Source organism: Phaeobacter piscinae, assembly GCF_002407245.1.
GTDB classification, from domain to species: Bacteria; Pseudomonadota; Alphaproteobacteria; order Rhodobacterales; family Rhodobacteraceae; genus Phaeobacter; species Phaeobacter piscinae.
This window is the reverse complement of record NZ_CP010681.1, coordinates 2,872,639-2,885,416: the sequence shown is the minus strand read 5'-3', so window position 1 is coordinate 2,885,416 and position 12,778 is coordinate 2,872,639. Positions and strand designations below refer to the sequence as shown.

12 protein-coding genes are annotated in these 12,778 nt (G+C 58.5%); 10 read left to right on the top strand and 2 right to left on the bottom strand.

Features of this window, described 5'->3' with window-relative positions; translation table 11 throughout:
- Positions 1-121 precede the first annotated feature (121 nt).
- The 9 genes from phaeop14_RS13550 (at position 122) to phaeop14_RS13510 (ending at position 9,570) form a co-directional block, all read left to right on the top strand.
- A complete protein-coding gene (locus phaeop14_RS13550) occupies positions 122-874 on the top strand; it encodes a CDP-alcohol phosphatidyltransferase family protein (RefSeq protein WP_040174492.1) in 753 nt (250 codons plus the stop codon).
- Positions 875-892: 18 nt separating this feature from the next.
- Entirely contained in the window at positions 893-1,519 is a 627-nt protein-coding gene (locus phaeop14_RS13545; RefSeq protein WP_040174489.1) for a class I SAM-dependent methyltransferase, read from the top strand.
- A 218-nt stretch (positions 1,520-1,737) separates the two neighbouring features.
- Positions 1,738-2,820, top strand: a complete 1,083-nt coding sequence (locus tag phaeop14_RS13540) for a coiled-coil domain-containing protein (protein WP_096789855.1) — start codon at positions 1,738-1,740, stop codon at positions 2,818-2,820.
- Positions 2,821-3,137: 317 nt separating this feature from the next.
- Positions 3,138-4,259, top strand: coding sequence for a hypothetical protein (locus phaeop14_RS13535; RefSeq protein WP_096789854.1), 1,122 nt, complete (start codon positions 3,138-3,140; stop codon positions 4,257-4,259).
- Positions 4,260-4,400: 141 nt separating this feature from the next.
- The gene (locus phaeop14_RS13530; RefSeq protein WP_096789853.1) at positions 4,401-6,338 is read left to right on the top strand and encodes an ATP-binding protein; all 1,938 of its coding nucleotides are present in this window, start codon (positions 4,401-4,403) and stop codon (positions 6,336-6,338) included.
- Entirely contained in the window at positions 6,335-7,264 is a 930-nt protein-coding gene (locus phaeop14_RS13525; RefSeq protein WP_096789852.1) for a putative phage abortive infection protein, read from the top strand. The genes phaeop14_RS13530 and phaeop14_RS13525 overlap by 4 nt, the downstream gene beginning before the upstream one ends.
- Complete coding sequence (locus tag phaeop14_RS13520; RefSeq protein ID WP_096789851.1) at positions 7,261-8,646, top strand: DUF6638 family protein; 1,386 nt, start codon at positions 7,261-7,263, stop codon at positions 8,644-8,646. The genes phaeop14_RS13525 and phaeop14_RS13520 overlap by 4 nt, the downstream gene beginning before the upstream one ends.
- Positions 8,646-8,912: a hypothetical protein gene (locus phaeop14_RS13515; protein WP_024095981.1), complete on the top strand. Its 267-nt coding sequence runs from the start codon at positions 8,646-8,648 to the stop codon at positions 8,910-8,912. The genes phaeop14_RS13520 and phaeop14_RS13515 overlap by 1 nt, the downstream gene beginning before the upstream one ends.
- A gap of 10 nt (positions 8,913-8,922) precedes the next feature.
- Positions 8,923-9,570, top strand: a complete 648-nt coding sequence (locus phaeop14_RS13510) for a DUF1523 family protein (protein WP_096789850.1) — start codon at positions 8,923-8,925, stop codon at positions 9,568-9,570.
- Positions 9,571-9,625: 55 nt separating this feature from the next.
- On the opposite strand, the gene phaeop14_RS13505 is transcribed toward phaeop14_RS13510, so the two are convergent.
- Entirely contained in the window at positions 9,626-11,203 is a 1,578-nt protein-coding gene (locus phaeop14_RS13505; RefSeq protein ID WP_040174474.1) for a DUF5928 domain-containing protein, read from the bottom strand.
- A 142-nt stretch (positions 11,204-11,345) separates the two neighbouring features.
- Here phaeop14_RS13505 and phaeop14_RS13500 point away from each other — a divergent pair, with 142 nt between their 5' ends.
- Positions 11,346-12,164 carry a sulfotransferase family protein gene (locus tag phaeop14_RS13500; RefSeq protein WP_040174472.1) on the top strand — a complete coding sequence of 273 codons (819 nt, stop codon included), beginning with the start codon at positions 11,346-11,348 and terminating at the stop codon, positions 12,162-12,164.
- Positions 12,165-12,293: 129 nt separating this feature from the next.
- Here the strand turns inward: phaeop14_RS13500 and phaeop14_RS13495 are convergent, their stop codons facing one another.
- Positions 12,294-12,761 carry an NUDIX hydrolase gene (locus phaeop14_RS13495; protein ID WP_096789849.1) on the bottom strand — a complete coding sequence of 156 codons (468 nt, stop codon included), beginning with the start codon at positions 12,759-12,761 and terminating at the stop codon, positions 12,294-12,296.
- Between the last annotated feature and the right edge of the window lie 17 nt (positions 12,762-12,778).

The window sequence follows — 12,778 nt, the reverse complement described above, 5'->3', positions numbered from 1 at the left end:
CACCAGCGCCTTGGTTAAGGCATATGTGCGCAAAGGCGACACCTGATCCTGCGATTGTGCCCCGCTTCGGGGCGCTGGGAGCGTGGTGGCTCCCTGCCGTGAACAAGGAAACACCACCGCTATGCATCACCCACCGGAAAAGCGAAAATCCGAATACGCGCTGATCCAGCTGTTGCCGAACATGATGACCATTGCGGCCATCTGTGCCGGGCTGTCTGCGATCCGCTTCGGGGTGCAGGGCAATTATACCCTGGCGGTGCAGCTGATCCTGGCGGCGGCGATCCTGGATGGGTTTGACGGGCGTTTGGCGCGGATCCTGCGCAGCGACAGCAAGATGGGTGCAGAACTCGACTCGCTGGCAGACTTTCTCAATTTCGGCGTCGCCTCACCACTGGTGATCTACTATTGGGCCCTTCAAGACATGCGTGGCTTAGGGTGGCTGGCGGTGCTGGTGTTCTCGGTCTGCTGCGTGGTGCGGCTGGCGCGGTTTAACGTCTCGACCAAGTCCGAGCAGAAAGTCACCGCAAAAAGCGTTTATTTTGAAGGGGTCCCATCCCCAGCCGGCGCACTTCTGGCGATGCTGCCGATGTTCATCTCCTTTGCCTTTGCCGATGCGCCGGTCATTCCGGATATTTTGATCTGCCTTCATATGGGTGTCATCGGATTGCTTATGATCAGCCATGTGCCAACCTGGTCGCTGAAGGCAGTCAAAATTTCGCGCGAAAACGTGAAGTATTTTTTGGTCGGTTTTGCCTTTGCGGGGGCAGCCGTCCTGATTTACGCATGGATTACATTGGTGATCCTGTGCCTTGGCTATGCTGCGATGGTGGCCTGGGGATTGGTTAAAAAGAAAACGCCGGAGACCGGCGCATAAACGAGTAAGGGTGGATAATTGGATATTAAGGCTGTTGAATCGTCGTATGCCCGTTGGGCCCCTGTCTATGACAAAACATTTGGGGCAATCACCAATGTGGGCCGTCGCCGTGCTGTCGGCTACGTCAACGAACATCGCAGCGGTCGGGTGCTGGAGGTGGGTGTCGGCACCGGACTGTCCTTGCCTCTCTACAAATCCCACCTAAAGGTCACCGGCATCGACTTCAGCGAGGATATGCTGAAAAAGGCGATGAAACGGGTGGAGGAACATGATCTTGACCACGTCGAAACCCTCCGCCAGATGGATGCCCGTGCGCTGGATTTCCCCGATGCCACCTTCGACACTGTTTCAGCCATGCACGTGCTGTCCGTTGTACCGGACCCGGAACAGGTGATGGGTGAAATTGCCCGCGTGCTTAAGCCCGGTGGCAAAGTGGTGATTACCAATCATTTCCTGCGCGAACAGGGCGTGCTGGCGTTCCTCGAACGGGTTTCCGCGCCGTTTGCCAATGTGCTTGGCTGGCACTCGGATTTTGAGATCGACACCGTGCTGGGCGCGGATCATCTCTCGGTGGAGCATCACCAGCCCTTGCCGCCCTTCGGTCTGATGACCTTTCTGGTGCTGTCCAAAATCAAACCCGTCTGAGGCGCGACAGCGTCCCGCCGATGAGCACCTGCGGACCGTAACCGGTCGGTCTGCGGGCCGGTCTTCCCTTTGCGGGGCGGCTCTGCAAAACTGCTTTCAACTGACCTGAGCGGTGCTGCGCAATGGCTGCAGCAAGAGCGGGTTTTATTTACATAGGGGATGTAAATCATGTTCACATTGCCCATATGACACACAAGACATTGCAGAAAGGGCACTTTATGAGCCAATCACAATTTGACGAGATGGTGCGGGCGTCGCAAGCCAAGGTGAGCGAGTCGCAGCAGAAGATCACGGCGCTGACCTCGCGGATCGAAACCGCGCGGGCCAAAATTTCGGCCGGTGAAGATGCCAGCATCGACATTGAGAACGCGACGCTGGATGACGTGCACGCTCATACCGAGGTGATGAACGCCAATATCGCTGAGCTGATCATGGGTCTGGATGATGTGACCACGGCCTTCTCCAAGGATTTCGACGAGATGCGGTCGAAAACCGGCTGGGAGAGCTTTGTTGGTTTCTTTTCCAAGGGGAAATCAGACTCTCTGCGCCAAGAACGGATGCGCACCGCCAATATCGACGACAAGCTGCAGGATCTGATCGCCAAATCGGATGTGATCGTGAAGTTGCTGGAGGGCCAGCTGGCCACGCTGGAAGATCAGCGCGAGAAGGTTCAGGTAAACCTTACGTCCACGCTGGACGACCGCGAGCTGACCGTGCAGGAGCTGGAGGCCGTCCGCGCCGAGATCGTGGCCCTGGATCCGCAGATCATCGAGCTGGAGAATAAGATCTCGATCGAGCAGGACGCCGCCGCGCGCACCAAGCTGGAGACCGAACTGGCGGATATCAATGCGAAATACAACGCCTTGGTGCAGGAGGAGCAGGTGAAGCTTGCGAAATCCCAAACGCTGGAGCGTTATATCGAGAAGGGCAAGACCTGGGTCGATAGTTTGCAGAACCAGGCCGCGACGCAGATGGTGCTGATCAACAAGCTGCAGACGGACACTCAGCAGCGGGTGGTGCTCTATGACGCGCTGACCAAATCGCTGAAGACCGCGCAGCAGCAGGATGTGGCGCACCGGATCAACGAGATCGGCGTGCAGACCGACAAGGAAGCCCAGACCGCGATGGCCGCAATCGGCACTGCGACCAACCAGAAAATGGCCGACATGCTGGAAAGCCACGAGGACAACATGGTGTTTGCCCGCGACGTGCTGGAGAAGAAGGCCAAGGCGGATGAACGCTTCGCCCGCCGGTTTGCCGCGATTGTCGAGAAGCACGACAAGAACCTCTATGGGGGGTGAGTGTGGATTGGCTGGAGTTCCTGAATATCCCATCCCCACCGAACTGGTTTTGGTGGAGCATGCTGGCGGTCGTTTTCGGAACTTTGGCCACTCTCTACTACGCCGTTGACGGCCCTTTTTCAGGTTGGGTTGCCGTTGCAGTTGCTGGGGTATTTGCAGGCTTTGCTTGGGACCTGTGTGAGGCACAGGACGGTTAGACACATCGGGTCACTAACTAGTGGAGTTGAGATGATCAGGAAATTCATCAGAGGATTGCGCCCGGCCCGCGGACTGGCGCTGTCCTTAGCGCAAGCTGCACATCAGGGAAGGGGACATGTATGACCGACCCTTCGCACGACCACACAGGCCTTAGCGACACTTTCGCCTCACGCCGGTACTTCAAGAAGTTCGACACCATCATCCGGCATCTGACCCGGGTGGCGGCGGCGATGCAGGCGGAGGGGCGGCTCTCGAAATTCGATGTGAAGGTACTGACCGCATATCTGATGCGGCTCAACTTCACCTTCCGCGCGCTGTCGATGAAATACCTGATGGCGGGGCGCGATACCGGGCGGTTCTTTGGCAGCCTGGCGATGGATAAGCGCGACAGCGGCTTTCCGGTTGCGGCTGAACTGATGACCATGGCCAACGACGCTATGCAGGCGGAGCGGCATCTGGCCAATATGGCCAGTGAGGACCAGCTGAAGGACGATATGGTGCGCACCATCATCTCGGACCGCGCGGTGCCGTCGAAGCTGCAATTCGCCCTGTCGCAACGGCTTTATTATCAGGAGCTTCTGAAAGGGCAGCTGTTCTGGACCCAGAACGACCCGGTCTGCGACTGGCTGGAGAACATTGGTGATCGCCGCCGCCGCTTCCTGCTGCATTGGGCCGCCTATGACAGCCAGGTGAACCTGCCGGTGATCTACCTGATGGAGCTGGAAGACAGCGGCAAGGTGGCGCTGCCGAAGGACGAACGCCGCTGGCCGGAGGTGCAGGCGCATCTGATGGCGCAGGCGCTGGCAGGGCTAAAGCTGGTCACCATCGCCAAAGGGTTCGACGAGGATTTCGACGATCTCCACCCTAAACATCTGCGCCGCTTTCATGTGGGGCCGATGTATTCCTCCGCCTATACAGAACAATCCGGCCCGCTGCACCAGGTGCTGGAGCAGGCAGAGTCACCAGCGGGCCACGACTGGGCGCTGGCCTGGACGTTGGAGGAGCTGGAGAGCGAGGACGTGCGCGAGGAGCGCTCGGGCTGGTTCGGCACCGTGGAGCGGGAGATCTTTGCGCTGGATCCCTTTGGCGGCCGCGGCGCGGATACCGGGGCGACCCGGACCCAGCGCGCCATCATCCTGCCGCAGCGCCCGTTTCAGGTGCTGGCAGAGCTGGACCCGCCGGGGTTCGCCGATGTGCAGAAATTCGTGGTGAGTGAGGCCGGGCAAGTGCTGCGGTATTGAGCGCCTGCGTTTGTTGAAGCCGGGGGAGCCTCCCCTCTCGGCGGCAAAGACGCCTGCCGGGTAGCGGGGCGGGGATATTTTTAGCCAGAAGATGGGCGGGCCGGATTTTTTGCCGGCGATGAGACGAATTGAGAGGGTGAGATGAGCATTTCAGGCAATCAGATGGAACTGCGGGAAGAGGATATCCGCAAGCATTATGCGGCTGCGGCGGCGATGCTGGAGGGGTTTGACCACACGCCGCGCATTGCCAAGCCTGCGGTGGAGGCGAAGACGCCGGAGCGCTCCTCGGGGCTTGGCACGCGGCGGCGCTTCCGCTCGACCACGCCGGGGCTGGTGACGCGGTCCAGCGCGCGGCCCGAAGGGGTGCATCTGATCGCCCGGATTGAGGCGGCGGATGACGATGACCCTCTGACCTCGCCCCTGCAGGCGACCTTGCAGCATGCCTTGCGCCGGGCGCTGGCGATCTCATTGGCGATGGGGGAGGCTTATGCGGATGTCTCTGGCCTCGCCGATCTGAAACGGGCCAATCTGGCCGGGTCATTGGACGGCGCGCGCAAGGGGGAGTTTACCGAGCTGCTGGCGGCGGAGGCGCTGATTGCGGCGCATGTGTTTGCCAATGCCGCCGCCTATTTGCTGGCACCGCATGGGTCTGAGGCGCAGGTCGAGGTGGGCGAGGCGGAGGAGCTGCTCACAGACAATGCGCCCCTGGCCCTGCACGGGGCGCTGTGGGAGCTGGATCAGAAGCTGGCGCAGCATGGCACCGACGATGCGCATCTGATTGCGGCCACAGCGGCCTATGCCGAGCAGCTGATGGAGAAGGCGGCCCTGCGGGCGCAGACCGCGCCACGTCTGGAAGGGTTCAGCGATGCCGCTTGGCGGGTGGAGGCGGATGATCTGACCATCAGCGGCTTTGAGCCCGCGTCCAAGGCAAAATCCACTACCCTCACCATGGCGTTCAAGAAGCCGCATGAGGTGGTTGGCAACCATATCGCCAAATACCAGGCCCTGCGGCTGGCCAAGATGCTGATGGCCTATGATTTCGACCGCAGGCTCAACCCCTTTGCCGAGATGGGCGGCTTCATCTTCACCTTCATGGGCGACGGCAAGCCGGGCACCGGCAAGACGACACTCATTCAGATGATGGCGGGCCTCATCCATGATTATTGCCAGAATGCGGGCTATGCCTTTCGCTATCAGAATTTCGGTATCGATAATATCGACAGCTATCAGGGCAAGTCCGGCCAGAACGCCAAGAGCTTCATCCAGAATGTGATTGATCCCGGCGTGATCGGTTTTGGCACCATCGACGACATCGACCAGATCGCAGGGAAGCGCGGCGACCGCCAGTCCAGCGCGGGCCAGCAGGAGGTGACGGCGGTGTTCATGGAGGCCTTTGCAGGGGCAAACACCGTGGTGCGCGGCAACTGCACCTTTGGCATGTTCTCCAACTATCCGGAGAATGTGGACGACGCGCTGCGCCAGCGGGCGGGTGCGCGGTTCCTGGTCGACGGGCCGCAGACGCGGGAGGATTACATCGACATCCTGACGCTGCTGATGGGCAAGAACCATGCGATCCCGCTGGGGGAGCATGATCTGTACGGTGCGCAGGAAATCAGGAAGGCGGTCGCGCGGTCCTTCGAGGCCTACAGCCGCCCGCAGGAACCGGGGCTGGCAGAGGTCTTTGGCCGGGTGCAGGATCAGCTTGGAGAGCTGGATGATCTGGCCAAGCTGGGCACCTATCTGAAGGCGATCCAAGCGGCGGATGAGCGGTTCACCGGCCGCGCCATCAAGAACATCACCGATGCGGTCAAGGTCCGGGCGATGGATTTTGAGCTGCCGGATGACTGGATGGAGAACCCGGAGCTGTTCCTGTTTAAGGATTACGACACCAAATCCGCAATGATTGCGGAGCTGCGGGTGCCGATCACCATCGACATGGTGGTGCAGGAGATCAACCGCTACGCCGATAGTGAGTTCCGCTATGCCGACAAGTCGGACGAGGTTGCGATTGACAATATGGTGCGCGATTTCGGGCGGCAGGAAGAGGCCAAGCGGCGGTATCTGGAGGGGCAGGGGTGATCGAAAGGATCGAAAATCACTGGCGCTCTATTAAGGAAGGCATGAAAAGCGATCGGCCAATGGATGTTGGGAAGGCTTTGACGAAGGCCTTTCTAACAGTAGTGGCTATTCTAGCGATACTTCCTCAAGTTGACAGTGAGGGTGATTGGCAGTTTAGGGCTTTTGCGTTACTTTTTTCGCCGTCGAATGAAATCGGCGATACTTTCGCTGGAGTAGCGGGAGTATTGGCCTTTCTCTGGATCATCGTGACTGTCTGGCTGCAAAGCGAAGAGCTTGCCGAGCAACGGAAAGAACTTAAGCGCCAAGCTGATGAGTTCAATGCTATGAACACCAATCTGAGATCGCAGCAGTTTGAAACGACCTTTTTCGAGCTTCTGAGAACCCACTCGGAGATCGTTGGCGGCTTGGATGTAGTGAAAAAAGATAGCAAGGAAAAATTAGCGGAGGGGCGAGACTGCTTTGTTTTCTGTTACAGGGAACTGAATAAGGTTTATCGTGAAAAATTGAAAAAACACGATGAAGGCATTGCCCTGTTTTATGCCTATAGAGATTTCTGGAACAGAAGAGGCAATGACCTAGGGCACTATTTTAGGTTTCTGTATAACTGCTTCCGTGTTCTTGATGATGAGAAAGAGTTCTCTAAGCCTAGGCATGCCAAACTGCTAAGGGCGCAGCTATCTGATGCGGAACTGCTCTTATTGTTTTATAATTGCGTGTCTTTGAAAGGTGAGCCGTTTCAGACCTATGCGAACAAGTTTGAGCTGTTTGACAACTTGCCTACTTTGAAATTGCTCAACCACTCTCACATTGGGCTTTTGAGATCTGAAGCCTTTGGAGACAATCCGAAGCTGACACCCAATGAAAACCGGAAACTCGAACGTGCGCACATTTTGGCACTTGAGACAAGTGTGAGGAGCAGGCCATGAAACGCCTCATCCAGAACGGTCTGATGTTCGGCAATCTCTTCCATGTGGCCTCGCCCGCATTGGTGGAGAGGTATAACCGCGCGTTGAAACATCTGACCGGCAAGACCACGCGCCTCACGGAATTCCACGTTGATATCTCTGGCTACTCCCCCGAAGTGGGCGATGAGCTGGGGGATGACCACTATCTGAACCATGCGGGTGTGAACCGGCAGTTCATTCTCCTCAGCACCGAACAGAAGCGTTGCCCGCTTCTGAATGTGAAATTCTCCACCAGCCGGGACATCCTGCGCCGGTTCATTGCCGCAAATGAAAGCCAGCTGTTTGCGCTGACCGCGACCGATGCGGTGGCGGGTGAATTGGTCAATTCGGTGTTTGAGGTCGCAACGCCCGCGCAGCTTTTTGACATCCGGCAGGTCAGGGTCGAGGCGGACACCACAAGGGGCACGCTGCGGCAGGCCGATCAGCTGGCCGAACTGGTAGATCGCTTCAAGAGCGAGGAAGACGGCTGGTTTGACGACGCGCTGATCGCTGAGATGATCGCGACGGCGGAAAAAACCGGCGATGTTACCCGCAACCCGGTGCGGTTGAAGCATGAGGTGTTTGAGCAACAGAATTTCTGGACCGCGCATTTTGGCGGGCTTTATGTGTTTCAGGATGTCGAGCATCCGGCCCTCATCGCCAGTGGGGAAAAACCCGAAGGCGTGCCGCTGGACCGGGTGTTTGACCTAACGCAGGACAATGCGATTGCGAAATTTCTGGAACTGAACGGGCTGGTGGAGCCAATCATCCGCGCGCGCGGCGTCGATGGTGCGGCCATCCTGCGCCAGAAGATGGGATTTCTGGCCGTCAGCGTGCTGGCGGACAAGGGGATGGACCTCTCGGGCCTGTCGCGCAGCGATCTGCGGCGGATGGCGGCCCGCCACGCAAGCGAGCTGCCGGCTGAGTTCGAAGGTATGGCGGCGATGGTTCGCTGGGCTGAAAGCGGTGGCAAATGGCCCCGGATCAAATCGGATCACCCGGCCTATTTCTACTGCCTGCGGGCCACCAACACGCCGAACCGCGATCTGGTCAATATGCTGCTGGCAGAGCTGACGCCGCTGGATTTCCGCCAGCTGTTCATCTGCCACAAGGAAGCGTTTTATCAGCAGTATCGCAGCTGGCCGGAGGCGAAGAAGGACCACGTCGTCGCCTTCCTTGCGCGCGAATACGCGATGGACAAGGCAGGCGCGCGGGCGGCGCTATTTGGCCATGAGCCGGACATGAGCGGTCGCAGCACGAGCGCGCAGGATCAGCCGAAGCAGCGCCGAACAGACAGTCTGGTCGAACGGGTCGGCCCCTGGGGCGCTGTCAGCAGCAGATCTGGCAACAGGGGGCGCCGCTGATGTTTGCCTTTATCCGCCTGATGGCGATTTTGCTGGTGGTGCTGACTGTGATCTACGGCATTGTCTCGCTCTACTCGCGCGAGGTGCGGCGCGCCAAGCTGAAACGTCGTTGGGCCGAGAAGGGGTTGACCGGAGACCGTTCCGCCTTCATCCAGCGCGGGTTGCACCAATATGACAGGTCACTGCGGCGCAGATTGATCCTGTTGGTCTATGTCGTGCCGCTGGGGGCCATTGCGCTTCTGGTCTATGTCATGAATTTCATGTGAGGTCGCTGAGATGCGTTATATCAAATGGGTGTTCATTCTCACCATCTGGCTGCTGGCAGGGGCCTTTCTGCATTACACGCTGCCGCAGAATGATGTGGTGCGCGTGGTCAAGACTGAGGTGCGCCGGGTCGATTTCGGCGAAAACTCGATTTTCTGGGCGCAGCAGGACACGGCCCAGGAAAGCGCGACCAGCGTCAATCGCGATGTCCGCTTCGTGGAGGCGTTCCTGCCCAATGGTCGCCCCATCGTTTATCGAAACGAGGACACCGGCTGGGGCTGGCCGCCCTATTTCAAGCTGGACAGCTCCAACCTGCAGGCCGAGCTGACCGATCTCGCCTCCACCAAGGCTGATCCACAATGGGTGCTGCTGCGCCACTATGGCTGGCGAAATGAATTTCTGTCTATCTTCCCGAATGCGGTTGCGGTGAAGCCTGTGAGCGGGCCGAAGTATAGCCAAGTGAATTGGTTCAACATCATCTTCCTGACCATGTTGGCGGCGGTGATCTGGGCGCTTTATGTACGCTGGCGCCGCTTCCGCCGTGCCCGCATCGACCCGATGGTCGAGAATGTCGAGGACAGTCTTTACGCTGCGGGTGATGCGCTCTCAGAGCGGCGTGGCCGGGTCCGGCGCTGGCTGGACAGCTGGAAGCAGAAGTAACACGCCGCGCTCGGATCAGGATAGCAGACTAGGGCGGCCCGATGATAAGGCTGCCCTAGTCTGAGAAGAGATGCTCGGTCCGCGCAAGTGTCAGAGCGGCCTCATGATCCAACGCCAGAAACGGCATCAGCTGTTCGGCGATCTGCTCATCACTGTCGCTTTCGCGGATCAGGCTGTGGTGGTCAAACCCAACATCGCGGATACGGTCGGATTCGTGCTGGATGTCGTTGCGGATGGTCGGCAGCAACCGTTCCAGCGCGGCGGTGGCGGTCTGTTGGCCGGCCAGCCCGATGCGCTCGGCATGGCCGGTTAAGTAGTCGTCGCTGAGACTGCATTCGATCTGCAGGATGCGCGTGATGGCCCGATCCGCACAGAAATCCTGCATCAGCTCCAACGCTGATGGATCAAGGCAGATCACCAGGCGGTCGGTTTCATAGTAATCAAACAACATCCGCACCAGCGCGCGACGGTGGCGCGTGCGCTTCCAGAGCGTCGCCTCGATGCCGCCAAGATCGGGCATGTCGGTGCCTTCCTCGTCAAAGAGATAGGCCAGCGCCGGGACGTTGCTGACCTCGCGCAGCCGCTCAATCAGGCGCTTGGCGACATGCCATTTCTTACAGCTGATGATCAGCAGTTCGCGGTTGCGCCCCAGCGTACTTTCGGTTTCCCAGAACCGGGGGGCAAAGCGCAGCCCGTTGCGCCCGCGTTTGGTTAGAAACCCATAAAGATTGCGCCCCTCATTGGAGATCTGAAATTCAACACCCTGCTCGGCATACAGCGCGCCAAGACGGGATTTCAGCTCCTGCGCTTCGGGGCTGATCTTGCGGGCAAAGAGGAAATCCTGCCCCATCAGCATGTCGTAGTGATCATTGTAGAACTGCACCGGCATCCCGTAGTCCGAGAACATCAGCAATGTCAGTGTGCGGCTTTCGATCTCCTTCGTGGGGACCAGGTGACGCACCAGGGTCTGAAAGAAGGTCTCATCCGGGATCCAGGTGGTGCGAAAAAATCGCAGCACATCGCGCCGCTCACTCAGGAAGGACAGGATCCACTCGACGGTGCGGCGACGCAGGCACCACCATTGGCTGCCGATCTGGATCTGCATGTCCTCAGGCAGGGCGCGGGTCAGGCCCAGGCGCTTCTGCAGGCTGTGGCTCAGATCGAAGAGGCGCTTGTTTTTGCGTTCGTTGAAGACATGGCGATAGATCAGTCGGTCCTCTTTCATACCGGTCTTGATCCAGTTGCTTTCAAAGAAATCGAAACTTTCGATATAGTCACAATCCCGGCTGTCGAGCAGCTGATGGGCATATTCCGCGGTCTTGATCGCCATGCAGTCGCCCGACACCATGTAGAAATGTGTCGCGCGCCGGAAGGTGGCGACCGCGCTTTCCAGCGCGTAGAGCGTTGCCTGAACCAGCGACCATTCCCCCCAGCCGCATTTGACCCGCTTGCGGGCAAAGCAGATGTTGGGATTGTCCTTCAGGGCGGTGCGGATCTGCTGATAATCGCTGGCCGGAGAGCGCCCATCGAAGTGGATCGCCATATAATCACCGGCTGCGGTTAGTCGCTCTGCCTGCTGAATAATCGCCTCTGGGTCCTTATGGCACAGCAGAACATATGCGATTTTTGCCATGACAGCGCCCCGGTGTCGTATTTTGATTGATTGTTTCCTTGATACTGACGAATTCTCACTGAATAAACCGCATTATTTCGCTTTTAACGACTAGAGTCGTACGTGGCGCCAATTGCGGCGCATGGGGACGGGGGAGAGACAGATGGGATTTCCAGGCACCTGGATGACGGAGAGCGAAAGCGTGGTCTATCGCGTGGTGCCCAAATGTGCCTGCTCCACCATCGGCCAGATCATGTATTACTCCGACCACGGGCAGTTCTTTGACGGTGATATTCACGATGCCAAGGGCGGTCTGCACAAATGGGCGCTGCCTGACAGCCAGCCGTTGATCACCAGCAATGTTCAGGCGCAGAAATCCTACGCATTTACCTGCGTGCGTAACCCTTACACCCGCGTGCTGAGTTCCTTCTTCGACAAGATTTGCGGCATTCAGCGCAATGGCAAACGTTACCGGGGCAATCTGGTGCCGCGGCTCACCTATGACTACGGGATTGATGTGGGCGGCGATGACGGCAAAGAGCCGTTTGATCAGATCAAGAGCTTCCGCCGTTTTCTGTTGTTTGTCCGAGACACGGTGAAGTTTCGCCGCCCGATGGAGCCGGACATCCACTGGTCAGCCACATCGGGCCATGTCTCGACCTTCATCTGCAACGGTGGCCGGTACGACAAGGTGATCTGGACCGAAGCCTTCAATGAGGGCATGCAGGATGTGCTGGACGCGATCGAGACGCCGCATCAGGTGGATCTGACCCAGATCCCGCGCTTTAACGAAAGCGAAGGCCACGGCCCCAAACGCGCCCATCCGGTCGAAGACTATTTCGACGACCTCTCGATGCATCTGATTTATGAAATCTATAAGCGGGATTTCGAAGTGTTCAAATATGACTTCGAAAACCCCGCCAACAAGATGCCGGTGGGTGAGATCGATCTGGATGAGGTGCACGCCAAATTGGGTGAGTGATCCCAAGCCGCGCGATGCTCCCGCCCGGGGTGGCGATCATTGATATGATCTGACCCGGTTGGGCCTGGCGCCGCTGGCGCGGCGCGCCTCCGGCGGGAGTATTTCGGGAAAGGTGAAGGGGTTCGTGCCTTATGCGCGTGTCGAGGATCCCAGATCTTGCAGATGCGCTTTTAATCCGGTTGGAAACAGCTCTGTCCCGTCGGCCTCCAGTGTATCAGGGTGAAACCATCTGGCGATACATTTCAGACCGTTGTCTTCGAAAAACTCAATTGTATCGCCTGCCAAATGCGGGGTCTCTGGCCAAGTAACCTGTGCGGCGAAGATGATCTCATGACCGATCTGGCCTTCGTGCTGATAGATGTTTTCCAGTACCACCGGCGCGCCGATTATGGTGATCTCCACACCGAGCTCTTCCTGAAACTCCCGTTGCAGCGCCTGTTGCCAGGTCTCGCCAAATTCAACCGTGCCCCCCAGAGGGCGGACACCTTTGGTTTGGCCGCTGTCATCGGGGACCTCCGCCGCGAGAAAATGGCCTTTGCGCCAGGGCAGACCAATGGTTTTCACGCGAATGGATTGGGCGGGGCGCCAAATGGTCATGTCGGATCTCCAGCGAT

Excerpts from the sequence above, each read along its gene's own strand:
- phaeop14_RS13515 (WP_024095981.1), top strand. The coding sequence starts at position 8,646 with ATGTTTGCCTTTATCCGCCTGATGGCGATTTTGCTGGTGGTGCTGACT.
- phaeop14_RS13495 (WP_096789849.1), bottom strand. The coding sequence starts at position 12,761 with ATGACCATTTGGCGCCCCGCCCAATCCATTCGCGTGAAAACCATTGGT.
- phaeop14_RS13535 (WP_096789854.1), top strand. The coding sequence starts at position 3,138 with ATGACCGACCCTTCGCACGACCACACAGGCCTTAGCGACACTTTCGCC.
- phaeop14_RS13550 (WP_040174492.1), top strand. The coding sequence starts at position 122 with ATGCATCACCCACCGGAAAAGCGAAAATCCGAATACGCGCTGATCCAG.
- phaeop14_RS13540 (WP_096789855.1), top strand. The coding sequence starts at position 1,738 with ATGAGCCAATCACAATTTGACGAGATGGTGCGGGCGTCGCAAGCCAAG.
- phaeop14_RS13530 (WP_096789853.1), top strand. The coding sequence starts at position 4,401 with ATGAGCATTTCAGGCAATCAGATGGAACTGCGGGAAGAGGATATCCGC.
- phaeop14_RS13510 (WP_096789850.1), top strand. The coding sequence starts at position 8,923 with ATGCGTTATATCAAATGGGTGTTCATTCTCACCATCTGGCTGCTGGCA.
- phaeop14_RS13505 (WP_040174474.1), bottom strand. The coding sequence starts at position 11,203 with ATGGCAAAAATCGCATATGTTCTGCTGTGCCATAAGGACCCAGAGGCG.
- phaeop14_RS13500 (WP_040174472.1), top strand. The coding sequence starts at position 11,346 with ATGGGATTTCCAGGCACCTGGATGACGGAGAGCGAAAGCGTGGTCTAT.
- phaeop14_RS13520 (WP_096789851.1), top strand. The coding sequence starts at position 7,261 with ATGAAACGCCTCATCCAGAACGGTCTGATGTTCGGCAATCTCTTCCAT.